The following is a 26,183-nucleotide window of genomic DNA, read 5'->3' on the forward strand; positions in this document are numbered from 1 at the left end:
TTACTTGAATCTTGTTTGACTGTCTCTGACTGCGATTGCTTGAGCAAGCTGAGGGAATTTGTTTGCCTGTTCATTGACACAAGTAACTAGATTTGAAATATCGGTGAGTAGGTTGTTACTGACCTCTACTCCTGTTTTCATACTGCTGATCGTGCTCTTGCTTAAAGAACTTGTTTTACTACTACTAACAGATACATTTTTTATTCCTGATACGGCTGCTGTTGCAGTGGATTCCTGAGAAGCGATTTTCGGCATCTTTTTTCTCCTTATCTGAATTGATAGAATGGGTCTTCTTTTAATCTCTCTTCTTCATTGATTTTTATGGTTTCTACAATCGGTACAGGTTGCTCCTCTTGCACGAGTTGTGGTCTAGTGGGCGCATCCCTAAGTTGCTTCAGCAAATCATCTAAAAATTCTTCATCGTCTTGGTTTTGAAAGCCTTCAAACAGCACTTCTGTGATTTGATCGGCATGGATAGAAAAAACTTCTTGGCTTGGCACATCGCCAAACGGATGGGGGGCTACTCGATATCTCGATATCACTTTTTCTTCTTCATTTTTAGCGATGGCACGAGCAACGACAAAATAGAGCAGTTGGTCATCCTCTGTCCCAACTAGTCTTAAGATACTACCTAGTGGCAAAAACGGTGTGATCATTTCTTCTCTCATGCTTCTTCCTCCGTAGGAAACACCAAAGCTTCCAAGTGTTCATCCTTCAAACTGTGTAGGACGTTTTTAGCAACTATTGCGTTTTTTTCTTGATAAGAAAGATTTTCAATAAATAATTGATTTTGTAAGCTTCCACCAAATAAAATATGATCGATGTTTTCTTTTACGAACATAGTGATTCCGCCAAAGGTATTACCCACTTTCGTCATATGATCGAGAAAAACAAACTGTAAATGCTCGTTTCCTCCACTTAGCAGAGCGGTAACTTCCTCAGGGTTCAATGTTAATTTATCGACCAAGTCTGCGATACCATTGATAATGATGATTCTCTTGCCAGTTTCATTTGTTAAGAGAGCTTCTAAAGCCCCTTTTAGGGCTGTTGCTTTTTCACTAAGACATGAACGGTCCAAATATAGTGAAACTTTCGGCTTTGCTGGTTCGAGTGTTCCATTTGCATCGATCAACACCACTTCTTCTTGTCTTTCTTGACAAATTTGTTGAAGCAGCCAAGGCATCATCGCACGAAGTTGCTTATTGGATTTGAAAAAGATCCCTAATCTCATGCGCTGGAACAAGTCGAACGATTCTACTAATGAAGTACCTTTGTTCAATCCTAAATACAGTTTGTTTTCGTCATCTTGTACAAAATAAGAAGCGAAACTTTTCTGTGTTAGATTTTCTGGCACCATTGGAATTTTCTCAGGACGTTCGCCTGTCCAAGCTTGATTGATTTCTATTATTTCTTCTTCCAGATTTTGAAGTAACTCAGCATCATTTTTCCCATTCGTTGGAAGATAAAACTGAATGGTAGTTGGCGCAGCCAGTAAGACTTGTCCGCGACCATTGATTGCTTCAGGTGACAAAGCATTTCTGCCCATGATCATATTTATTTCATTTTCATCATTTAAATATAGCGTTATCTTAGTGGCAATATTGCTCATCATGTTAGTCCGAATACTTCCTACACGATTCGCGGTCATCACAAGAAAGATACCCAAACTGGCACCATCTCTTAGTAGTTGAAGAAGCACTTCGTCGATTCTATCTTTGCGCTTATCTTCCAAGCTCAGGCCATCATAACTATCAAGAATGATTCCTAAGATCGGTAATTTTTCTCTTGTTCTTGTTTCGTATTGCGTTAGATTCGCGACACCAGCTTGCTTGAACAAATTTTTGCGTGCTGCCAATAATTTTTCGATGCGATCAAGCATTTTTTGCAGTTTTTCATCTTCTTCCAAAGTCGCTATATCCGCAATATGGGGTAATTCCTTGAGTACTAATAAACCATTATTCCCAAAATCAATTAAATGAAACTGGATCGTTGCAGGGGTGTTTTGACGGGCAAGGTTCATTACAAGAGTTTGTAACACTGTCGACTTCCCATAGCCTGGACTAGCTACGATCAATGTGTGACTCGCTTCTTCGAGATTGAAGGTATAATTCATTTGTTTTTGTTCAGAAGGAATATCTAAACAACCAAATGGGATAGCTAGATTACGAACTTCTGACTGTTTTATTTTTGGCGCCATAATCTGCTTATCTAAGTTCGGTAGCCATGGCTTATCCGGCAATTTGTAGGTAGAATCGGCAAAGATTGTCTTGATCTTATCAATCACAGCTTCTAATTGTGTCGGCAAATCTCGTGTATCTTTTCCTTGAATGATTTCGATATCTGGATCATAGAGCAATTCCAATTGGCCCAATTCATTGATTTTAAAGACCCGCTCATCGATCACTTCTTCGATCAATTGTTCCGGATCATAAGGAACACCAGCATAGCCACTTTGAAATAATTCATACACTTCATTTTCGCCAACTTTCAAGTAACCTCTTCCGGGATTCGTGATTTGTGCGGCATCTGGTGTTTTGAGTAGCTCATTCGAGTCTTGGACACTCGCCATTTTCAAGGCAATTTTACTCGTACTATTGGCTTCGATCTGATCATTGACTACGCCAGAAGGTTTTTGGGTAGCTAAAATCAAATGGACACCCAATGAACGGCCGATTCGGGCAACAGAAGTGAGCTCATCTAAGAATTCTGGAACATTGGCTTTAAGCTCCGCAAATTCATCCGAAACTAAAATCAAATGGGGCAAAGGTTTTTGTGGATAAATAACCTCTGGTTTTGGGGTCTTTCTTTGTTTATACAAAGTCATGTACCCGTTGATATTGTTTACGCCATATTTGGCAAACTCTCTTTGGCGTTTCGCTAGCTCCGCTTTGATACTTGCTAAGGCTCGCGTAGTTCCAGCGCCATCCAAATTAGTGATTGCGCCCATAAAGTGGGGCAAATGATCTAAGGTGTTGGCTATTCCGCCACCTTTCCAGTCAATAATCAACATACCAATATCTTCTGGTGAAAAATTGATTGCTAAGCCGATCAAATAAGTCGTTAAAAATTCAGATTTCCCTGAACCAGTTGTACCGCCGACTAAGGCGTGTGGTCCATGGACTCGTTCATGTAGATCCCAGTAAACTAAATCTTTTTTTCCACGCCAACCAATTAATGAACGAATCGATTTATTAGGTTCCGCAGTAGCCCAGCGATTTGAAATCGCTAGTTCTTCAACTGTCTTGACCTCATATTGATCCAATAGACTCAAGCTGTCAGGTACGGCATTTTTCTCTACTTCCACATGATGAAGATTCGCCAAACGCCGAATGGCTTTTTCGATTGGATAGGTTGTCGGCAAATGATTGGGAATAAAACGCTGGTTCACATATTCATTGTCCTGATTAATCAACGTTGCTGCTTCATTGCTTTGATATTCAATTAAAGTAGTCGTTGTTTCTGGCAACATATTCAACGTTTCTTTTCCCCAAATGACCGTGATTCCATAGTCTCCTAAGTTTTCGGCTAAAAACTCGTTCAATCCATGACCTGCCAACCAACTTTCATCCAAAATCGAAAAAACATACTGTGGCTGAAAATGTACCTTTTCATTTCCCGCTTCACGGACTTGTTGTTTTCTTTTTGCCACTATTTGATAAAAAGAATTCAAAATCATGTCTCGACTTTGGGGGGTATGCACCATTCCTCTTAGATTTAAAGAACGGATTTTATTATGAGGTAACCAACGCCATTCTCGCCAATGTTGTTCGTACTCTTCCGACGGGATCAGTGTAATGAATTCGACGTCTCGATAAGAATGCAACACACATAACTGAAATAATAGGAGTTGTAATGCTGTTCGTAAAATACTTGGTGTTCCTGCTAAGCCAACCGTCTGTTCCAAAAGTGAAACGATGATCGGGGCATCTCCAAGTTGTTTATAGGGACTATTAAGATGCTCAAACGCTTCATTACTCAGTTCATCCTCTTCTACCGGCTGAAAGTTTGTTTGAAAACTAGCATTGATTTCGCCGATTCCTAGGCGGACAGTCAAAAAATCTTCGTTCACTGTCATACGTTCATAAATCCTCGCATGATAATCTTTAGCCATCAATGCTAATTCATCCAGTGAAGGATTCATATATTCTAATGCTGTTTTTTGTGTTTGCTGTAAGACATTAAGCTCTGACTTTTTTTTGATCATATACTGACGGAAATGCTCTTCTCTCATATGATTTTTTCTGTTGATTTCTTTTTTGTTTGTAAAATAACTCGACACAGAAAAACCTGTTGTAAGTAAACTAGCACCTCCCATACTGATCAACATAACTGGATTGCCCCCGCTCAAAAAGCTTGTCGCACCGCTTAAAACAACCATACCTAACGGTGGAACGATAGTTTTCAACCACTCATTCTTTCCTTCATTAGATTTCTGCTTAGGCGCTTGGATCTCTATTTTTTCTTTTGGCTCTTTTAAATGGATTCTTGGACTACGCCTAAATGCTGGAAAATTTTCTGGATACTCGGGAATGTAGGGTTCTTCGAGCAACTGCCAAGGGTCCAACTGTAGCTGATTTTTTAAATCTGAGATCTTTAATTGTTTCTCACGCATCTCAATCATGAGATAATCAATGATCAATTGATCGCCTACAGAAAATGGAAATACACCTTTTTCTACACGTTGGTGATTGTAATAAATCTTGGCCTTACTAGGATAGATTTTTATTTGATAGTCATCAGTACTATTACGATGAATAAAAATCAACGCATTCGAATCAATACGGATCGCCGAGTCTTGTGTATTTGATAGATAGACGCTTTCCCTTGGCTTATTGACGATTACCGTTTTCAAATTTTCATGATGAACGAGGAGAAACTTTTCATCCTTGACTAATTCTTCTCCACAAAAAAGCTGTCCGTCTTCACAGGAGAGTGTTCGATCGTCCAGTATTACTTGATTGTTTTTTTCTGTTATTTGTTTATGAATAAACGTCGAACCAAAGTAAAAAAGATCATAAAGAACTGAAACGGAATGTTGGATTTGATCAGTTATTGAAATTGGCTTAGTTTGCTTCATTACTATCCGTCTCGCTTTCTAAGATTTCTAAGTACTTATTGATTTCTTCCTCATAACTTGTTAATAACTCTTGCTTCTTCTGTCCACTCATCTTGTTGTTTGCTCGCGTCGCGTCGTATAGTTTGGTGTAGGCATGTAAAATGTATTGATGATCGCCGAGGTTTTGTGCGATATCTAATGATCGTTCAAAATCCCCCCGTCCAATATAGATCCAGTAAAGCAAAGTATTCTCATTTGATTTTTGGGAAATGTTATTTAAGATAGCTGTCTTTTGCTCATTCGACAAATTATCCAGCTGTACCGCGCTGACTGCAGCGACATATTGGGCACCAGAAGGGAGATCTTCGGGTTTATCATCTTTTAATGTGGTCAAAACACCAGCATAATTATTAGCAATATATTGCGTTTCAGCAGAACTGATCCGTTCTTGTGCGGGAAGTTTATCAAACGCATAGATACCTGTTGTAAGCGCTAAACCTATTGTTGAAATACTTAATAAAAGCGTGCCCCACTTAAACATAAAGTAGCTTCTTTTGTTCACCATTTGAATTTCTGATGCACGTTTCGTTTTCTGCTGTACGACTTGTTCGCCAATCATGCGGTCGATTTCTGCGACACTGTTTGCTCTTTGGATTCGTTTAGAAAACTCGTCCTTCAATGTGCCATTTCCTTCAATCAGTTGCTCATAATCGAACTTAGGATGTAAAATTGTCAGGATCAAGGCACGATATTGCTTCAAAAATTCTTCTTCGGTTATTTCATAAGGAATAATTGAATGCGCAAAACCTCTATGTGCTACGATGATTTCTTCTCCAAATAGAAATAGATTGGCTGGATGGATGAACGGCTGGATCGGGCTACTCAAAAATTCGGATAAGAAATTGATTTTTTGTGCAAGTAATAATCGTTGAAAAAGTTCTGTTCGTTTAAGGTACTCTTGCAAAGAATAGATTTGTTTACTTTTCTGGTATTGAATGACGAGTTTTTCCTCTGAAGATTCTACGATCTGTCCAGAGAGCAAGTGTTTTTTCTGTGTTAAGAATAGTTGATACTGTTCTAAACGATCGAGTTGGTATTGCTTAGCATTCAGTGTCACTTTGACAGCATCAGTTGTTGTCTCAATCATGATCGTTTCAGAAATATCTTTTATGTGGGTCACGTTCGTTCCTCCGATTTTTGTTGAGATTCATGGATCAGTAAATGATCGCCTTCACTTAATGGATAGTCTGCCACATATGCCTCTTCCTTTAAGCGGATCGGTTTATTCAATACCACTAAGTCGAACACCTCTGGCAAGGACGAACCATTTTGTATGAAAGATTCCTTTAGTAATTCTTTTAATCGTGTAATCGTTACTTGGGTCGGGATCTGTAAGTCAATGATTTCTTCTTTGACTTGTAAACTTATCCCAATTGCTTGATTTCTATCCAACTACAACAGTCCTTTAATCATTTTTGTATTTCTGCTGTGAAAACTTTTTACCAAGATAATTGCCTCCAATAGTCAGTAAAATACTTCCTAGTAGAAGTAAGATCCACAAAACAATTCTTCCCTGGATAGCTGTGTGATTTGGGTTAGCTGACGCCTGATGTCCTACAGACATTTGCCCTTCTTTGAATAATTGGGGTGTAATTGTTTGCTCAAAGACCTGTGGCTGTGGAGTTGCTTCCGACACAAAGACGAGGTTGTGAGCAGTAGAAATCTGTTGTCTTTGTTGTTGGACACGTTCTTGGTCTAATTTTGTTTTATCTTCTAAAAATAAATCATGCACTATAAATGTTGTTTTATGATCTTCGATGCCTTCCCTTTCTTGGTAGATCACATGGTTATTGATAGTGAGTGTGCTTGCAGAGACTGCGACATTCGGGTGACTTAAAAATAGTAAAACTACCAACAAACAGAAAAGTCCCCCTATTTTTTTCTGAACCATTTTATACCTCCGTTTATTCATTTGACCGTTCTTTTTTCTCTTCTGGTCGGACAATAAAATTCAGTATCACTCCAAATATCAGGAATAGAACGAGCATGAGATAACTTCCCCAACCGATGGCACCCTCATTCATCAGCACATTAAACCCGTTTTGAATATTCTGTAAAGGTGACAGACGATAGAGCCATTCTGTCAACGAGCCATTTTTGATTGCTACGCCCAACAAAGGAGTCAACATGAAGAACAAGCCAAAAATCCCACCACATAAATACAACGTGATTTTTTTGAATTGGCGCATGAACCCTAAAAGAATCAATTGACCACTAGCAAAGACTAAAAATGCATAAACGAACCAAACAAAAGAATGCGCGACTCCTGATACTGTGGTCGTTAAAACGCTGTAAATAAGTGACAGAACTAACGTTACACTGAGTACCGCCACCATATTAGGCACGTTTTTCCATATACGGTTCGGTGTGACTAACAAATCGACAGAAGTCACTACACGTTTTTTCATCACGCTAGACAATTGAAAGGATACTAACAGAATCATAAAGCCACCGATCAATGTCACATAGTAAGGAGTCAATGAGCTTTGTCTTGTTTGGCCAAAGCTTCCTTGTCCTAAAATTGGACTTGCTAAAAAATTAAAGACATGTGGATTGTCTGCTCCTCCATTCTTTGTATTCGAAAGGACTTCACTAAATGATTCGGCATATGTTTGATTTTCAGAGACAGTCTGTGCTGATTCATCAAGAGAGGTACTTAGATTACTTAAAATAGTGGTGGCATTCTCTTGTACTTCGATGGTCGATTCTTTTAGCTGATCGATCGTAGGTGTGATATCAGCTACTTCTGCCGCAGATTGACCGGTAACTTCAGCTGCTGCTTTTGAACTTGCCATCAAGCCTTGCATCGTTTCGATCAGACTGGCTGTTTGAGCTTCAATCAGAGCGTATTCATTTTCTTTAGGATGTGGATTTTCTTCCGAGATGACAGATTCCGCTTCTGTTTGTGCCGTTTGCTGCCAACTGTCGTATACTGCATGGATTTGTTGATTCGCAGAGGCGAACCAGTGGTTTAATTTGTCCGCTTCTTCCATAAATGTTTGTGGTAATGTCATTAGTTGCAAGGTACCGTACAAGGTTGGTTTTAGTTCTTCAGGTTCTTTAGTCCCAGGAGAACCAATGACTGCTTGTAATGCAATGATTTGATTCTCGGTATCGCTATACAACTGATCCCCTGTTTTTTTGTATTCCTGATATAGTTGTTCACTGATCATCGAAGGTTTATCGCTTTCCTGAAGATTGTTATATAGCCAGTAGATCGAACGAGAATCAGCTAATTCAATAAGGGAGCTCCCCGTATTTTCTGGTTGATCGATCATCTGTCGATATGCGGGAATCGTTATAGAATGGTGCGGTGCACCAAATAGCGTGACGATTTGTTGCGCAGTCGTACTTAATAGTTGAAACTGTTCCAAGATGTGTGGCACATCATCAATCAATGGCTGATCCATTGGAAGATATACCGAGAATTCACTCATTGGTTGTTCGCGTTCATTGATCATCCATGTGTAAAACACCTGATTGTATGAAGTAGTTTGTTGTTCTGGAGTCAACTGCCACTTTAAAGGAATGCTTACTTCAAAGTTCAATTTATCTGGTAGCGAATGATATTCTATACGCTGGTATGTCTCTTCCGTTTCCTCCTTCGGTTCAATCGTCCAAGGTTGTACGATTGTGAATGAATGATTTGTATCTACTCGGATTGCTGTTTCATAGTTGTAGGGGGCTAGTAACTGATTCAATTGAGTTTCCATTTCTGTAAAATCATATGTTGGATCAAAAAAGAGGATTCCTTGCTGCTCTTCTTCTGCTTGTATCGAGAGGAACGTATCTTGATTTAACTCAATTGACATCTGTTGATTGGTGGTGGGTAAAGAAATCATTGCATCATGTTGTGCTTTCGGTTCAAGATAAGCAAAAGAGGCTTCACTTCCGATTGGTCGGTCAAAATCATGGGCATAGCGTGTAACAATCGCTAGCTCATCATTGAAAATGGCGGCCTGATCCTGACTGATCACTGCTTGATTTTGTAATTCAGCTAATAATAGAGCTAAACTATCCACCGAGATCCGGGGCAATGTCTCCTCGATAACTGATTGGTACGCCCCATCTAATTTGGGTTCATTGCTTTGATTTGTCATCAATTTGATAATCGCATTTTTCACTTGAACTTCTGTCGCAGTTGCGGGTGTACTTGTCGGATCATTATAATACGCATTGGCAATTTGACCTTTTAAGCGTTCTAGCTGTTCTACTTGACTCTCCAACTCAGTAATTTGTTGTTGGATCTCTTCGATGCGGGTTTGTTGATTGGTTTGAAACGCCGTTGCCTGAGCCAAGAAATCCCAATAAATACCGAAACTATTTTGTTCATTTGGTGTATAAAAGTTACTAAATTGAGCTAAAATCGCATCATTGAACAAGTCGTATTGATTTCTATAATCAGTTGTTGCGTTCTCCCACTGAGTGGTTAATTGATTTTTTTGTAAGATGACTTGTTGATTGAATTGATCGATCGCTCCAGTGATTTTTTCATTCGCTTCTTTTGTATAATCAACAATTGTCTCCTGAACATTTTCTGTCTCTTTGTGAGTCTCTTCTAAACTTGTATTATTGCGCTCCAAAAGAGATTGTACCGAATCAACAAAGGCCTGTTGTTGTGCCTTGAATGCACTATTTGTTGTATCTAACATACTAGTTGAGTCTAATACACTCGCATAGTTGTCTGGAATATTTTGGAATGGCTGATAGATACTATTTTCTAGATTTTGCTGATAATTGCTATGTGTATTCGTCATTTTATTCACGTTTTGCTGCGCTTCAGAGAGATTTCCTACAATACTAGAGAAATACATCTGCACAACACGCTGATTGAAGTTTGTTAAAATCTGATTCACTTGTTCTTCGATCATTTGGTTAGTTATCTCATTTTGACCATCTCGAACTTGGTATTCGATGATCGCTTTTTCTGGATTGATACTTTGTAAAGATAATAGTTTTTCCGAAAAATCTTGGGGAATAATGATTTTTGCATCGAATTGGCCGTTCTCTAGTCCTGCTGTTGCAATATTACGCGTAGTCGTTTCCCAACGATTGGCAGTATCTTTATTGATCAGTGTCACAAAATCGGTTCCTAACAAGTACTGCTGACCTTCAAAATCTGCTCCTCGATCCTCATTTACCAAAACATATTGCATTTTTGTCGTCGGGCTGGCGGTGCTCGTGATGATACTCTTTTCTTTAAAGCCAATATAAGCAAAGAAAAGAAGCAAAGATAAACTTGCGATGATCGCAAGGATAAATGGCTGCTTTTGCTTCAGATGGTTTTTCAAGTTGTTCTCCTCCTTCTAAAAGAGCATGGGGTCAGAAGTGACTTGTCTGTATTTCTACCTTTCAAAATAAGCGTCAAAATCCAAAAATAGCTAGCTGATTTCGGATTTTGACGCTTATATCATGGCGATGTGCACTTCTGTCATATCCTCTTTTTAGGCTATAGCTGAGATGCTCTGCTGCACATTGTGTATTGTTGCACATGTGATTCGTTTAAGAAAAACTAGCAAAGTGACTTCTGTTTGAACATCAAGTTAAAATCCAAACGAACCTGCATCTTGACGATCGCGTTCTGCAACCGTATCAGCATACTTGTTCAACTGCTGATTGATGCTCTCAAGAAGTTCTTCCATTTGACGAACATTACCTTCTAACTGGTTGTATTGTTCCAAATAAGCTTGAAATGCTTGTCCTTTCCACTGTTGACTGATTTGTTGGTTCATTGAATTTACTTTACGGATCGCCTCTTGGATCTGAGAGGCTGCCTGTGAATAAACCTGTGCTTGTGACTTCAGTTGTTCGGGTGTGACTGCAATTACTCCTGCCATTTTTGTACCTCCTAAAATTTTTTTGACTAGTTCATCATACTTGATTTTCAACTGGTCAAAATAAAATACGCCGAATAAGGTTGATCTTCGTCGTATACGCACAATTCTTTTCGTATAAGATTAGTTATTTTAAGATAGCATTCAATTACTAGCGGGGGGAAACTCATTCTTGAGTTCAAAATCAACATGGTACGCCTGCTCCACGAAGCGTAACAGTTCGTATTTTTTTTGATATTGTTGCTTTGAATCCAAGTAGCAACTGACTGCTAAAGCGTTTTTTACGTGATACTTCCCTTTCTTATTACCTTTGATCACATACCAGACGCCTTGTAAAAATAGTTGCAAGTTACGCTCATAGTATAGTTCTTCTTCAAGGAAATACTCTTCTAACTTCGCCCCATATTTCCAAACCAGGCGGAGATCCTGATTTTTAATAAATAGAATGAGGCCATTTGCCAACATGCGAAATGTCTCACTTTGCCCGCTGCGGTTTTCTTCGTAGACCGCCAAACTAAGAAACGACTTTTCTAAAATCAAATCGATAAATTTAGGATGGAACGCATACATACAATTAGTAAACAAAAAAATTTCGTAGCGAGTCCATGTTTGTGCCTTCATTAAATACTGATAAACCTCTGAAGATAGCACATCGATTTTTTCCTCTTTTAATTGAGCGATCATCAAGCGACAAAGACTGATTAGATGACGTTCTCTTTGAGAATCAGGTTCTTCTGTTTCATACAACATGATAATACTATGTAATTCTAAACTATCTTTCTTTTCAAAAGCGACTACCGCTTCTTGCATCAATCGATTGACCTCAGATAAATCATTGGGAAAATTAAATAACTGCAATTCATCATAGTCCAAATTTAATTTTTTCAAAAAATAAGTCAACTTACTGACTGTCGTATCTGCTTTATTTTGAATAAAACGTTTATAAACAGAACGACTAGCTTCCTCTCCACAAAGTTCTGCAATCGTTATTCCTTTTTGCTTTCTGACAAATTCAACGATCTCCCATACTTCCATTTTTTCACTCCTGACCTCTTTCACTGAATCTTGAACTCAAAGATTTTATAGAAAGAGCTTCTATGATTGAAATTTGATAAAGCTAAAAATCCCCGTTTATTATAATCTTACCATCATTCTCGTTTGAATATTACATTTATTTATAATAACCATCGTTTTTAAATATAAAGACTTTACTTATAAATACAAAAAAACAGAACAGAAAAACATTGATGTTATTTATAAGAGCGATAATAATGGAATAAACAATGTATTTTTTGTTCAAAATGTCATGATAAACAAAGAATGAGCACTCGCAACGGTACTTTCCGCGAGTGCTCATTCCGTTTTCTGATACATCAGATTATCAATGCTATCATACCAATTATAATGTTGATTGTTGTGGACTATTTATTAGGGTTTCTACATATTTTTTTGCTTTTCTCAGCAGTTGGATTTTTCTTATCTGACTGACATAGTTTTTACGATCTAACATGAAATAGTTATTTTCTCTGATTACGCTTAATTGCTCTCTATAGATCATTGCAGCAGCAGTTAATGCGAGTTGACAATTACGGTCAATAAACGGCAGCATCGTAAAAGAAGTTTCATATTTTTTCTCTGCTTCATTAGCTACCGCTTCCCATAGATCAATCAATGGCTTCGCAGGTTTATCTGCTTGTAACATGGTTTCAGTCACACCATGGGCACGCATCATTTCCTTTGGTAAATAAATTCGTCCCATTTTATTATCTTCACCGATATCTCGTAAAATGTTTGTGAGTTGCATTGCTTCACCCAGTCTTTTTGCCTGTGACTGGATTTTTTCTGCTTGGTCAGATAATAAAGGTAACAACATCAAGCCGACACTACCTGCGACATAGTAACAATAGTCTTCTAAGTCAGCCAATGTTTCTGGCTGTGTAAAGACTAAATCTTGCTTTTGACCTGCGATCATGTCGTAGAACGGAGACAAGGTCATGGGATAAACGGAAAAAACAACCGACAAGGCACGCCAAATTGGTTCATCAGGAATTTTACCCATGGAGAAAGCATCTAGTTGGTGTTTTAGTGCCAACAATTCTTCCTCACTATGCGCTAAGTCAACTGTATCATCTGCCAAGCGACAAAAAGCATAAATGGCATAGACACTTTTTGCTTTTTCTTCAGGAAGTTGAGAAAACGCAGCGTAAAACGATTTTGAATATTTTTTTATCACAATTTCACAATAGGCAAAATCGTCTGCGTGTTTTTCAAACAGTTCCTGATTAGTTTTTGTCATCTTTAACCAACTCCTCTACCGCAAGCTTAGCACTTTGCATCACGATTGGTACACCAGCTCCGGGATGTGTACTGCTACCACAGAAATAAAGATTCTCAGCAGAAGCAAATTTATTATGAGGTCGATAATAGTTACTTTGTTTTAAGGTTGGTTTCAACCCAAATGTTGCACCATTATAGGCATTGAAATGTTGTTCAAAGTCTTTTGGTGTATAAAAACTTTCTGAAACGATATGCTCTTCAATATCAGTAAAGTCCGTCTTTTCTTTTAATAATGTCAATACTTTTTGACGATATTCTTGGACTTTCGCTTCTGACCAATCTTCGTATTTTGAAAGTTCTGGAACTGGTACTAATACATATAATCCTTCATGGTTTTCAGGGGCTAATGATTCATCCATGATCGTAGGACGGTATAGATAAAAGGATGGATCTTCCGGTAAACGACCATCTTCAAATAAATCATCCACATTTCGTTTGAAGTCATCTGCGAAATAGATGCTGTGGAGATAGTCCCCGGGATATTTTTTATCTAGACCTAAGTATAGTAAGAAACAAGAACAAGAGTATTCCATCTTATCGATTTTCTTATCCGTATATTTCCCACGATTCTTTTCATCAGGAATCAACTCTTTCATTGCATAAGGGAAATCGGCACCACAAACGACCGCATCTGCTTCTATTCGTTCTTGTCCGATTCGAACACCTTTTGCCACTTTATCTTCAATGATCAATTCATCAACGGGTGTATTATAATGGATCGTTCCACCTAATTCTTCTAATAAGTTAGCTAGTGAGGTTGCTAAAGTATACATACCTCCTTTGATAAAATGAACGCCATATAAAAGTTCGATCATCGGGATAATCGTATATAACGATGGACCTTGGTATGGGGAAACACCGATGTATAAGGTTTGGAACGCCAATGATTTTCGCAAACGTTCATCTTTAACAAATTTAGCAATCGATGAATACGCATCACTAAATGTTCTTAGACGAATCCCTGCCCATAGTGATTTAGGATTATAGAAATCCCAAAAACCACGAAAGGATTTAGTAATAAATGCTTCTTTGGCTATGTGATAACGCTTGTAGATATCCGCTAGAAACGCATAATAGCCTTGCGCATCTTCTTGGGAAATCGCTTCGAGCGTTTTGGTCAATTCAATGAGATCATTTGAAAATTCGATTGGTTCTTCTTTATTGAAATAGAGTTTCAACATAGGATCGACTTTTTCCATCGGAATGTAGTCATCCGGATCTTTCCCACAAAATTCAAATACTTCGCGATAGATTTCAGGCATCATCACGATCGTTGGCCCCACATCAAACGTGAACCCATCTTTTTTGATTTGATTCATCTTGCCGCCAGGGCCACTTTCTTTTTCGTACAATGTTACTTCATAGCCTAATTTTTGCAAGCGTACAGCTGCACTTAATCCCGCAACTCCTGCACCTGTTACAATGACTTTTTTCATGACATCCACCTACTCAATTCTTGTTCTATAAATTTTTATCATCTGATAAATTTTAGGATATCATTAAATTTGTTATGTCATAAAATAAAACGCTCAAATAACATACGTTACATTAAATTTTCTTCATTTTTCTTTGTTTTTAATTCATTTTTTATCATTTTTCACTCAGTATTATTTACGCGTGAAATATACAATCTAGATAGCCATTGTTAGCTAAAACTGAATAAACAGCCTTCAAAAGCCAATTCAGTCAAAAAAAGCCATGACATCCGAAAATATTTTCATATTTTTTAGATGTCACAGCTTTTTTGGTTGATGACTTTTGTCACAACCTCAACTGTTTATTCAGTTTTATGTTGAAATTCATCTAATCGTGCCCGAACTTCATCAGTAGATTTCGTGTTCATCAATTGCACACGCAAATCGTTGGCTCCTGGAAATCCTTTGACGTAGATTTTGAAGAAACGATGTAAGCCTGTGATCGAACGTGGGATCTCTTTTGCATAGTGGTCTTGTAAATCTAGTTGCAAGCGCAGTAAATCAATAAGTTCTTCTGCTGAATGCTCTCTCGGTTCTTTTTCAAAGGCAAATGGATTTTTAAAAATACCTCGGCCGATCATGATGCCATCTACACCATATTTTTCCGCTAATTCAAGCCCTGTTTGACGGTCAGGGATGTCACCATTGATCGTCAACTTCGTTTGTGGGGCAATTTGGTCACGCAAGGCAACGACTTCAGGAATTAGTTCCCAATGTGCCGCCACTTTACTCATTTCTTTGCGTGTACGTAAATGAACAGAAAGATTCGCGATATCTTGCTTTAGTAAATGACTGATCCAATCAACCATTTCAGCTTGCTCTGTGTAGCCAATACGTGTTTTTACACTTACCGGTAACCCTCCAGCTTTTGCAGCTTCGATCAATTCTGCCGCAACCTCAGGACGTAGGATCAAGCCACTACCTTTTCCACGTTCTGCCACATTCGGTACCGGACAACCCATATTGAGGTCTATTCCTTTAAAACCCATCTCGGCAAGTTGAATACTCATCTCTCTGAAAAATTCCGGTTTATCTCCCCAGATATGTGCCACCATCGGTTGTTCATCTTCAGTAAATGTCAAACGTCCTTTGACACTTTCTTTGCCATCGGGATGACAAAAACTATCTGAATTAGTAAATTCGGTGAAATACACATCCGGCGCACCGGCCTTTTGGACAACATGGCGAAAAACCACATCTGTTACATCTTCCATCGGTGCTAATACAAAAAAGGGCGTAGGTAGTTCAGCCCAAAAATTATTCTTCATCAAGTACACTCCATTTCGCTATATAAAAAGTTCCATCAAAAACATTGTTGCCATTATACAAGGAAAAAGAAAAAGAAGCAAAGAGGTTGTGAAAGGAGCGATCAGCACTAAGGCATAAGACAGGAAAATCGAAAATGGCTGTTTCATTTTTGATTTTTCTGGCTTATGTCCGAAGTGTTGCTCCTTGAACACCGTTTATCATAGGTTGTGAGAAAAGCGTTTTGACCTGAGCAGTACGATAGAAAATTGTAAAATAGCTTTTCATATTTTGCAATTTTTTAGCTTAATGTTGAAGGTCAGCTTTTTGAACACCGTTTATCTAGGTTGTGAGAAAGCCGGTCAGCTCCGAATATTAAGGCGGAAATTGGGAAAATAGCTTCTCATATTTTTTCAATTTTCGACTCACTATTGAAGGAGTTAGCTCGCCTCGTTCGTTTAACTTCTTAACCCTCTACCTTTATTGATCAAGTACCAACACGTTGAATAAAGCACTACAATGAACAGTACAAGGATCGCAATCGAAATGAAGATTGGCACATCTGTGGTGCCTAAGAAACCATAACGGAAACTTGAGATCATATAAACAATTGGATTTACTTTTGAGATGGCTTGCCAAATCGGTGGCAACATCGAAATCGAATAAAACACCCCGCCAAGATAAGTCAAAGGTTGTAACACAAACGTTGGTACAATGGACACATCATCATAAGATTGGGCGAAAATCCCATTGATCAACCCAGCAAGCGAGAATAAGATAGCGGTCATCAATAGTGTTAATACAACGATCGTCCATGAATAGACATGTAATGGCACAAAAAATAGAGAAATCATTGTGACTAATGCACCGACCAAGACACTCCGTCCCAACCCACCGATCACAAATCCCCAGATGATGACATGTGTTGGTACAGGGGCAACTAAAATCTCTTCGATATTCTTTTGGAATTTTTGTGAAAAGAACGAAGAAGAAACATTTGAATAAGAGCTTGTGATGGCGGACATCATGATCAATCCGGGAACAATAAATTCCATGTAGGAGAAACCACCCATATCACCGATTCGTCCCCCGATCATTTTCCCAAAAATGATAAAATACAAAGACGTAGTAATCACTGGTGGTACTAGCGTTTGTACCCAGATACGCATATAGCGATTGGTTTCTTTGATTGCTAAACTTTTTAATGCAGTAAAATAAAGATTAAACATTTTTCTTCGTTGCCTCCATATGATAAGTTTCTTCCGTAATTTTCAAGAAAAGTTCTTCTAAGCGATTGGATTTATTGCGCATAGACAAGACTTTGATCCCTTGCGCACTTAACTGTTCAAAGATCCCATTCACTCCTTGATCACGCTCCACTTCAACCGCAAGTGTGCGTTCATCTTCTAAGATACTTGTATAGCCAATGATCTCTGGCTTTTTATCATAAGGTGCTAAGTCAAAGATAAACGTTTCAAATTGTAATTTGGAAAGCAAGGCTTTCATAGAGGTATTCTCAATCAGTTCACCCGATTGGATGATTCCAATATTTCGACAAAGCATTTCTGCTTCTTCCAAATAATGAGTCGTCAAAATGATCGTTGTTCCTGCGTGATTCAATTCACGTAGAAATTCCCACATTTCTCGTCTTAATTCAATATCGACACCCGCGGTGGGTTCATCTAGAATCAATAATTTGGGTTCATGCATCAATGCACGGGCAATCATCAATCGTCGTTTCATCCCACCTGAAAGCATCCGCGCACGAACATTGCGTTTCTCCCACAAATTAGATTGTTTAAGGTATTTTTCACTACGTTTCAATGCTTCATTACGAGAAACACCATAATAACCCGCTTGATTGACAACGATTTGTTGCACTGTTTCAAACGGATTGAAGTTGAATTCTTGGGGCACTAAACCGATTTGTTGTTTTGCTCGTACTAAATCTGTATCCAAGTCATAGCCAAAGACTTTCACTTTTCCCGATGTCTTATTCACTAATGAAGTGATGATCCCGATCGTTGTTGATTTACCTGCACCATTTGGTCCCAATAATGCATAAAAATCTCCTTCTTCAACCGTCAGATCAATGCCTCGGAGTGCTTCCACACCTGTCCCATATATTTTTCTTAACTCATTTATCTCAAGAGCATATGTCATTTTTTACTAACTCTCCTTATTTTGTCTGATTTACTATTTTAGCATGTAAAGAGGTTGTGAGAAAGCCGTTAAGCTCCGAATAGTAAGGCGGAAATTGAGAAAATAGTTTCTCATATTTTTTCAATTTTCGACTTACTATTGAAGGAGTTGGCTTTCGAACACCGTTTATCTAGGTTGTAAAAGGAGCGTTCAGCACTAAGGCATAAAACAGGAAAATTGAAAATGGCTTTTTCATTTTTGATTTTTTTGGCTTATGACCGAAGTGTTGCTCCTTGAACACCGTTTATCTAGATTGTGAGAAAGCCGTTAAGCTCCATGTAATAAGATGAAAATGAAAAAACCACAAGTCCTTCCAGAAAATAATTCTGTCGTCTCTGTGGTTTTCATTATCAATGATGGTTATTGACTAAATACTTTCAGCTTGGGCTTATTTCTTACTCCACTACCCGCCATTGGCGATGTTGATCAAAATAGGCGGCTTCTGCTTGTGCCTCTTTCACGATTGCTGTAGGATACTTCAGCACATCTAATAACGCGATAGCATTTCTTGTCTTAGCAGGTCCTTGTTTTAATTTAAAGTCAAAGCTGATCCCTTTCTCAGGCGTCACTTGCTCTTCAAAATGGACATTGGCACAATCTTTTTTCAAGATCTCTGTCAGTTCGATATCATGTGTTGCGACAAAGGCTAAAGAAGGGAAGTCGCTTAACCAATTCACGATAGCTGCTGAAGACGCGATCCGTTCAATCGTATTTGTCCCTTTCAAGATCTCATCGACAAAGCAATAGCAACGTTCTTTTGTTTCCACTTGCTGTAATAAACGCTTGATCGATTTGATTTCTGAAACAAAGTAACTATCGCCTTCAAACAAATTATCTTCGATCGCCATCGAGGTCAAGACATGACCGGGTTGGATCGTGAAAGATTCGGCTAAGGCAGTTTGGATCGTTTGCGCTAAGATACAGTTGATGGCAATGCTTTTGACGTACGTCGATTTTCCTGAAGCATTCGAGCCTGTGACCAATGTATTCTGTTGCCAATCGATGGGATTGACGACTGCCTCTGCAATCAGAGGGTGATACGTATCCTCTGCCATGATCCCGCCTTCTGCAAAGACAGGTTGACAAGAATAGGGCATGTAGGTGCGATAATTCAACACTGCCGCAGCTACTTCTAACTCTCCGAGTAATTGCCATAATTCGATCGCTTGTTCCGTTTTCTTTTCCAATCGGCTGATGACAAAATGATACGAAATAAATGGCAACATGAACATCATATTCAAGTAGTCAAAAAACAACTCCGCTTCTGAGCCATTTTTCACTCGAAATGAAAAACCAAACTTAGGGATTTCTTTTAAAGGCTGAACATTTTTTTGTAACTCTGCTTGTAACGGTGTGGCAAACGTAGCTATTTTTTTCGCCGCAGAAATCGTAGAAACAAGATAGCTCATACTATTAAGTTCAGTTTCGAGTGTTTGCTTTTTTATCAAGTAATAAACCGTATTGAATAACACACTAATGATCGCGAGATAAATGCCGATCACTTGTCCAAGTAAAAACAAGCCTAAACCAATGAGTGGTAACATGCCTAAAAAGGCAAATAGCCCAATATGACCAATTCTTTTGCTTTTGCCATCTGCTAAGTATTGTTTGGCAAAATTCCGGTCTTTTTTTCCAATTCGTGCAAATTGATATTGGATTTCTTCTCTCAACTTAGGATTTTCTTGGTAGAAAGTAATCAACTTTTCTAGACGCTGATCTTGTCCAAAATCAAAATTACGCAGTCGCTGATAAAGCGCTTCTGAACCCACACTTGAATACGTATGATTGAGCGTTTCGAATACTTCAAACATATCTAGGTCATACCAAGTCAAGTCATCGACTTCACTGTCCCACGTGCGAAACTTTTTTTCTGTCTGCCAAGCTTCTTTTAAGCTCTCCTCCTTATCAAATCGTACTTGATATGGAAGCTTCCCCCATTTGTAACGGACATCTGCTCTTAATTTTTTTCGCGAATTGATTTCTAAGACAATTAAGATTCCAATGATGCCGACGATCAGGAGCATGATAAATTCTGTTTGACTCATAAATTTTCTCCAATCTATTGAATACTTTAAGTATAGCACTGATTGGAAACATAAATGGAGTTATAAAAAAACTATCCTTCTTTTTCACCATATTCATGTTGATTCTAGACACCAACTAATTCCATCGAAAAGTACCTTTTGATTTTCTTCATGTTGCAATCCTTCTGAAAAATGTGCAGGAGTCATACAAAAAACTTTTCCTTTGCCATACAGATGTCGCCAAGCGGCAATCGATTCACCATAGTGAGAATAGCTGTGCATCAGAACTTCCGTTTCTCCTATAGCTACCTCAGTGAAATAGTGTTCGTCCCATATTTTGTAAGACTTACCATTTGGTTCTCGATAGGTTACTTCTGTAGGTTTGGGATGTTGAAGGAAGCGCCCCCGCAACATCTCACTAAACGCAGAGTGGATCGGGTAGCTAGAAAGTCCTGAATGATACGCAATCAGGCTGCCGCCACCCGCCACATAGTCTGTAATCAACTGATCGTATGTTTCATTTAACCAAAAAGCGTCATTTGTTTCGGGTGCTAACCGATTTTCCTTTGAAAGGAGGAATAAATCAGGTTGCTCATGTAATGCTTTGGTTAGTTGCTCGATCGTCAGATCAGTCATCTTTAGTTCTTGTGGGAAGTGCTTAGCGATCCCCTGAAAATAGTTGACTAACGGATCATGTGGATGGTAAAAATCGCCTAACAACGTGATCATTTTTTTCACTAGGAACACACTCCTTTCACTTAGGTACTCGGTTATTATTTTTCGTACATGTGACAAATTTCCTTTGTACATTCGTATACTTTACGATAACGCGCATACACTTTTTGGTAAACTTCCACTTGTTGCGGGTTCGGTTGCACAGGGGATTGGTAGGAAACAAAAACACTTGCACATTCGTTCAAATCGGTAAACCAGTCACAGCCTACTGCTGCTAACATAGCTGCGCCAAGCCCAGGTCCTTGTTCGGTGGTTAAAGTAACGATCGGTCGATTGAAAATGTCCGCTTGCATTTGTAGCCACGTCTGATTTTTTGCGCCGCCACCGACTGATACGATTGTTTCGATTTTTTGTTGGGTCATCTCTTCCATGATCGCTTGGGAGTCCTTTAGAGAGAAGGTAATCCCTTCTAGCACGCTGCGGGTAAAATGTTTCAATTCGTGTTGCGTATCTATCCCAATAAAGCTTCCTCTGATTTGACTATCACTGTAAGGCGTTCGTTCCCCTACGATATAAGGCGTGAACAATAAGCCATTACTGCCTGCATCAACACTTCCGATTTCTGATAGCAACTCGCTGAAGGAACGATCAGGAGCAAAGCGCTGTTTGAACCAACTCAAGCTGTCGCCAGCTGCTAAGGTCACACCCATGGAATACGCGGCACCTGAGGCATGTTGGAAGAGATGGAGCTTTCCTTGATAGTCTCTATCCACATTTTTTTCGTAACGAAGGAATACTCCACTTGTGCCGATGGAACATAATCCCAGACCTTCTTCTAAAATACCAGCGCCAACAGCGCCACAGGCATTGTCGGCACCGCCTGCAATCACTTTGACTGGCTTGGTAAAGCCGTATCTTTCTTTTAATTCCTCTTTCAATGTCCCCACCACTTCAGTAGAAGCCACTAAAGGAGGTAAGATGGCTGGATCGATCCCAAATTCTTCTAAGATTTCTTCATCCCACTGCTTCGTTTCTTGATTCAGCAGTAGTGTGCCAGCCGCATCTGACTCGTCCATATGATACGAACCAGTCAACCAGAATCGTAAATAATCTTTCGGTAATTGAATGTGTTTGACCTTTTCCCAACTCGCTGGTTCGTGTTCTTGGACCCATAAGATTTTCGGTAGTGTAAATCCTTCTAACGCTTTGTTTTTCGTGTGCTGTAACAACTTATCGCCCATTATTTCAGTGATTTGTTGACATTGTGGTGTCGTACGAACATCATTCCATAAAATAGCTGGTCTTACAACTTGATCGGCTTCATCCAAAAGAACTAAGCTGTGCATCTGTCCAGAAAAACTAATGCCTGCCAATTCATCTTTAAGATCAGTCACTTTCCCTAATAATTCTTTCAATATTTGATCTGCTGCTTTGAGCCAATCCGCCGGTTGTTGCTCGCTATACCCCATCTGTGGATTGCTCATAGGGTAAGAAGCAACTGCTTCTGCCACTAACTTTCCTTTTCGATCAAACACTAGGCCCTTCAAGGCACTTGTTCCTAGATCTAAACCTAATACATACATGAATCGTTCCCCTTTCCGAGAAAAACAAGCGAAAGAAACAGTCCGTTCCATCAAGACACCGCCTGTTCCTTTCCACTGATTACATACGCTTTTTATTCTGTTTCTTCTGTACTTTCTACTGAAGAATCTTCTACTGAGTCTGTTTTCACTTTACTTTTTTCTTTTCCGTACTCTTCTAACTCTTCCGCTAACACATAGTTGACATCGATCGGAATTGTTGCGTCAATTGTTTCACCGTCGATTGCTTTCACTAAATTCTCGATCACTTGATAGCCGATTTGGTACGCATCTTGGTCAACGATCGCTGTGATTCGTTCGTCCGCTACTCCGCTTAACCAAGTGTCCGTATAATCAAATCCATAATGAAGCACCTGTCCTGCTTTTCCTTGAGATTCTAATGCACTCATCACACCGACATTCGGCCCTTCTGAACCTAATGAAAAGACAGTGACTAAGTCTCTGTTCGCCGCAATGTAGCCTTCTAATTGTTTTTTAGATTCTGATGGTTGATCATTGTCTTGAATTGTCGCTAAAAACTTAAAGTTCTCAGCATCTTTTCCATAGATTTCTGCAAAACCTTCTTTCAGTCCTTTTTCACGATCGATCATAGTTGGTTGTGCGACGTCCACACAAACAATGGCGATCGAACCACCGGTAATGCCTTTTGCCTTCATTTCTTCAGCCGCACGTAACCCTAATTCTTTTCCAGCTGAGACATTGTCTGTACCGACGTAAGCTGTCCGATCTTCAGGATTTTCTAAATCGGCATCAAAGGTGATGACTGGAATATTTTTATCCATGGCTGCTTTGATTGGATCAACGAACGCTTTTTTCTCAATCGGTGCAATGGCGATTCCTGCTACGTTTTTGGCAACTGCTTCTCTGATAAAGCCGATATGTTTCTCTTTCTTACTTGGTTCAGCAGAAGGAGATGTTTTCGTGACCAATGTATAGCCCAATTCTTGTGCCGCATCCTCTGCTCCTTTTTTCATGGGGTTCCAATAAGCTCCGGTGTCTACGATTGGAATGAAATACAAGGTCTTTTCGCTATCTGCATCTGCAGAATCACTCGTACTACATCCTGTACCAACTAATAATAACGCAACGAACATACTGATGACCCAAAATGATTTTTTTAACATGGTCTTTTCACTCCTTAGATTATAATTATGACTGACGACTTGCTCGACGTTTCAAATAATCAATGATGATTGCTAAAATAATGACTAGACCGGTCACTGTATCTTGTAAAAATGAATTTACCCCCATCAATGTCAAGCCATTTTTAAATACTTGTAAGGTTAAGATACCTGCTACCGCTCCGCCAATCGTGCCGATTCCACCGCTAAATGATGTACCACCCATGATAGCTGCCGCCATTGCGAACAAGTCTAAGCCATTCGCATCTTTGGAAGCGCCACCATTTAAATTCGAAACAATCAACAAACCAGCGATGGCTGCTAACATTCCTTCAATCATAAACATCTTGATGATATGTTTATCCGTATCGATACCGGATAGTCTGGCTGCTTCTTGATTTGACCCTACCACATAGGTATATATTCCTAGACGAGTATTTTTCATTATAAAAGCAAATACAATGATGATAATTAAAAAAATCAAGGCATTGCTTTTGAACATATCCGTACCGATCGGCGTTTTCGCTAAGCGATTGAACCATTCGTTTTCGGAACCGATAAATTGTTCGTCCGTGAAAAAGCCGAGCATCCCTTTGATGACATAACTTGTTCCTAACGTTAAAATAAACGAAGGCAAATCAAATTTCTTGATCAACAAAGCGTTCACCGCGCCTAACATTGCCCCTGTCAATAATGCCAGAAGCACAACGACTGGCGCAGGCATTCCTTGATTTGCCGCATATAAACCGAGCATTCCTGATGCCATTCCGACATAACCAATTGATAGATCCACATAGCCGCAAATCAAAATCATCGCATAAGCAACAGTTAAAATACCTACCGGTGGAATTTGTTGGAAGAAATTTTCAATATTGAATGTACTCAAAAAATTCGCATTTGCAATTGAAAAATATAGGACTAAAGCAATTAACACTAAATAAACAGAGTAGTTCATAAAAAGTGACTTGATCGTTAACTTGTTTCGTTTTTCCATCGTTCTCTCCTTTGTTTACATATCCTCTAACTGAAGAATCGTTAATGCTCATTAAGCGTAGCATAGGTCATAATCAATTCTTGCGCCTCATCTTTTCTGTCCTGATACTCAGCGACGACGACTTCTCCTGTAATCTCACCTTCCCGAAAAACATGGATTCGATCGCAGATCCCTAATAATTCAGGGATTTCCGAAGAGACGATCAAAATCGTTTTCCCTTGGCGTGCCAACTCATTGATGATCGTATAGATTTCTGATTTTGCCCCCACATCAATACCTTTTGTCGGTTCATCAAAAATATATACTTGATTTGTGGTATTCAACCATTTTGCTAAAACGACTTTTTGCTGATTCCCACCAGAGAGACTGGCAACTGGACGCGCAATATCGCTGATCTTGATCTTCACGTCTTGTACAAACTGATGAGCCGTTTGATTAAGTGATTCATGTTTTAATACAAATCCACCTAGATTCGTTATCGTGATATTGTCCTGGATCGAGAGACCAAGAAACAAGCCTTGATGTTTACGGTCTTCCGTTAGTAGTCCAATTCCTTGACGAATCGCATCCACCGGTGACTTGATCACTACCGGCTGGTTCGCCAATTTGATTTCACCAGATTTTGCTCGATCTGCACCGAAAATCAATCGCATCGTTTCGGTTCGACCACTTCCTACTAACCCCGCAAAGCCCAATACTTCCCCTCGTCTTGCCTGGAAGCTAATATTTTTCACCCGCCCAAAAGAATCAGAAAGATTCAAAACTTGTAAGTAAGTTTCTCCTAATTGGGTAGGTTGTTTCGGATACAGATCGTTGATTTCTCGCCCAACTAAGCGAGCGATGATCGCTTCTTCAGACAAGTTTTTCACTTCATCTGTCAAGATATATTCCCCGTCGCGCATGATCGTGATTCGTTCACCTAATTCAAAGATCTCTTTCATCCGATGGGAGATGTAAATACTGGATACACCTTTTTCCTTCAATCTGCGAATGATAATAAACAAAACTTCGACATCTTTTTCAGACAAAGAAGTCGTTGGCTCATCAAAAATGATCACTTTGGCGTTCAAACTAAGCGCTCTGGCAATTTCAACTAATTGTTTATTGGCAGTAGACAACGAAGCAACCAGTGTAGTAGGAGAAATCGCAGATCCTACTAGATTCAGCCATTGTTGCGTGTCTTCATATAATTTTTTGAAGTCAACAATTCCTAACGCCTTATTTTTATAGGGCAAACGACCAATAAAAATATTTTCTGCCACAGACAAATCTTCTGCTAGATTCAACTCTTGATGAACAAAGGCAATCCCTAATTCTTGTGCGAAGTCAGGAGTCATTTTAGGGATTTCTTTCCCTTCAAATATGATTTCTCCTTCGTCCTTATCGATCAATCCAGCAAGAATGTTCATTAAAGTAGACTTACCGGCTCCGTTTTCTCCCATAAAAGCATGGATCTCGCCTTTATTTATCTCAAGTCTTGCTTTTTTCAAGACGTGGACAGGGCCAAAACTTTTTTCAATATTAGACATTGAAAATAAACGTTCTTTTTCCATGAAAGA

General features: G+C 39.1%; 20 protein-coding genes. All 20 read right to left on the minus strand.

The window, feature by feature from the left end; genetic code table 11:
* The 20 genes from IGJ39_RS13280 to IGJ39_RS13375 all read right to left on the minus strand — a co-directional run bounded on the left by IGJ39_RS13280 (position 1) and on the right by IGJ39_RS13375 (position 26,177).
* The gene (locus IGJ39_RS13280) at positions 1-255 is read right to left on the minus strand and encodes a hypothetical protein (RefSeq protein WP_010734044.1); all 255 of its coding nucleotides are present in this window, start codon (positions 253-255) and stop codon (positions 1-3) included.
* A gap of 11 nt (positions 256-266) precedes the next feature.
* A complete protein-coding gene (locus tag IGJ39_RS13285; RefSeq protein WP_019723818.1) occupies positions 267-668 on the minus strand; it encodes a DUF4176 domain-containing protein in 402 nt (133 codons plus the stop codon).
* On the minus strand, positions 665-5,077 hold the full coding sequence (gene essC, locus IGJ39_RS13290; protein ID WP_195339454.1) for a type VII secretion protein EssC: 4,413 nt from the start codon (positions 5,075-5,077) through the stop codon (positions 665-667). The genes IGJ39_RS13285 and essC overlap by 4 nt, the downstream gene beginning before the upstream one ends.
* Complete coding sequence (gene essB / locus IGJ39_RS13295) at positions 5,064-6,236, minus strand: type VII secretion protein EssB (RefSeq protein ID WP_195339453.1); 1,173 nt, start codon at positions 6,234-6,236, stop codon at positions 5,064-5,066. Before essB ends, essC begins: the two co-directional genes overlap by 14 nt.
* On the minus strand, positions 6,233-6,508 hold the full coding sequence (locus IGJ39_RS13300; protein WP_010734040.1) for a hypothetical protein: 276 nt from the start codon (positions 6,506-6,508) through the stop codon (positions 6,233-6,235). The genes essB and IGJ39_RS13300 overlap by 4 nt, the downstream gene beginning before the upstream one ends.
* Positions 6,509-6,521: 13 nt before the next feature.
* The gene (locus IGJ39_RS13305) at positions 6,522-6,974 is read right to left on the minus strand and encodes a hypothetical protein (protein ID WP_229048970.1); all 453 of its coding nucleotides are present in this window, start codon (positions 6,972-6,974) and stop codon (positions 6,522-6,524) included.
* Positions 6,975-7,020: 46 nt separating this feature from the next.
* Complete coding sequence (esaA, locus tag IGJ39_RS13310) at positions 7,021-10,407, minus strand: type VII secretion protein EsaA (RefSeq protein WP_438764968.1); 3,387 nt, start codon at positions 10,405-10,407, stop codon at positions 7,021-7,023.
* Between the two features lie 252 nt (positions 10,408-10,659).
* Complete coding sequence (locus IGJ39_RS13315) at positions 10,660-10,953, minus strand: WXG100 family type VII secretion target (RefSeq protein WP_019722716.1); 294 nt, start codon at positions 10,951-10,953, stop codon at positions 10,660-10,662.
* 141 nt (positions 10,954-11,094) lie between these two features.
* Positions 11,095-11,985, minus strand: coding sequence for an Rgg/GadR/MutR family transcriptional regulator (locus IGJ39_RS13320; protein WP_019722717.1), 891 nt, complete (start codon positions 11,983-11,985; stop codon positions 11,095-11,097).
* Positions 11,986-12,349: 364 nt separating this feature from the next.
* Positions 12,350-13,246 carry a phytoene/squalene synthase family protein gene (locus IGJ39_RS13325; protein ID WP_195339450.1) on the minus strand — a complete coding sequence of 299 codons (897 nt, stop codon included), beginning with the start codon at positions 13,244-13,246 and terminating at the stop codon, positions 12,350-12,352.
* A complete protein-coding gene (locus tag IGJ39_RS13330; protein ID WP_019722718.1) occupies positions 13,233-14,723 on the minus strand; it encodes a phytoene desaturase family protein in 1,491 nt (496 codons plus the stop codon). The genes IGJ39_RS13325 and IGJ39_RS13330 overlap by 14 nt, the downstream gene beginning before the upstream one ends.
* A 341-nt stretch (positions 14,724-15,064) precedes the next feature.
* Entirely contained in the window at positions 15,065-16,030 is a 966-nt protein-coding gene (locus IGJ39_RS13335; RefSeq protein ID WP_019722719.1) for a tRNA dihydrouridine synthase, read from the minus strand.
* 435 nt (positions 16,031-16,465) lie between these two features.
* Entirely contained in the window at positions 16,466-17,236 is a 771-nt protein-coding gene (locus IGJ39_RS13340) for an ABC transporter permease (RefSeq protein WP_010734031.1), read from the minus strand.
* Complete coding sequence (locus tag IGJ39_RS13345; RefSeq protein ID WP_010734030.1) at positions 17,229-18,170, minus strand: ABC transporter ATP-binding protein; 942 nt, start codon at positions 18,168-18,170, stop codon at positions 17,229-17,231. The genes IGJ39_RS13340 and IGJ39_RS13345 overlap by 8 nt, the downstream gene beginning before the upstream one ends.
* Positions 18,171-18,604: 434 nt before the next feature.
* Positions 18,605-20,254: a MutS-related protein gene (locus IGJ39_RS13350; RefSeq protein WP_019722720.1), complete on the minus strand. Its 1,650-nt coding sequence runs from the start codon at positions 20,252-20,254 to the stop codon at positions 18,605-18,607.
* 93 nt (positions 20,255-20,347) lie between these two features.
* Entirely contained in the window at positions 20,348-20,962 is a 615-nt protein-coding gene (locus tag IGJ39_RS13355; protein WP_229048972.1) for a ThuA domain-containing protein, read from the minus strand.
* Between the two features lie 44 nt (positions 20,963-21,006).
* Positions 21,007-22,491, minus strand: coding sequence for a xylulokinase (gene xylB, locus IGJ39_RS13360; protein WP_019722722.1), 1,485 nt, complete (start codon positions 22,489-22,491; stop codon positions 21,007-21,009).
* A gap of 92 nt (positions 22,492-22,583) precedes the next feature.
* The gene (locus IGJ39_RS13365; protein WP_010734026.1) at positions 22,584-23,633 is read right to left on the minus strand and encodes a sugar ABC transporter substrate-binding protein; all 1,050 of its coding nucleotides are present in this window, start codon (positions 23,631-23,633) and stop codon (positions 22,584-22,586) included.
* 25 nt (positions 23,634-23,658) lie between these two features.
* Positions 23,659-24,624 (minus strand): ABC transporter permease, encoded by a 966-nt coding sequence (locus IGJ39_RS13370; protein ID WP_019722723.1) that lies wholly within the window; start codon positions 24,622-24,624, stop codon positions 23,659-23,661.
* Between the two features lie 41 nt (positions 24,625-24,665).
* Positions 24,666-26,177: a sugar ABC transporter ATP-binding protein gene (locus IGJ39_RS13375; protein WP_019722724.1), complete on the minus strand. Its 1,512-nt coding sequence runs from the start codon at positions 26,175-26,177 to the stop codon at positions 24,666-24,668.
* Between the last annotated feature and the right edge of the window lie 6 nt (positions 26,178-26,183).

This window comes from Enterococcus sp. AZ140 (assembly GCF_051714405.1).
Taxonomy (GTDB): Bacteria; Bacillota; Bacilli; order Lactobacillales; family Enterococcaceae; genus Enterococcus_B; species Enterococcus_B pernyi.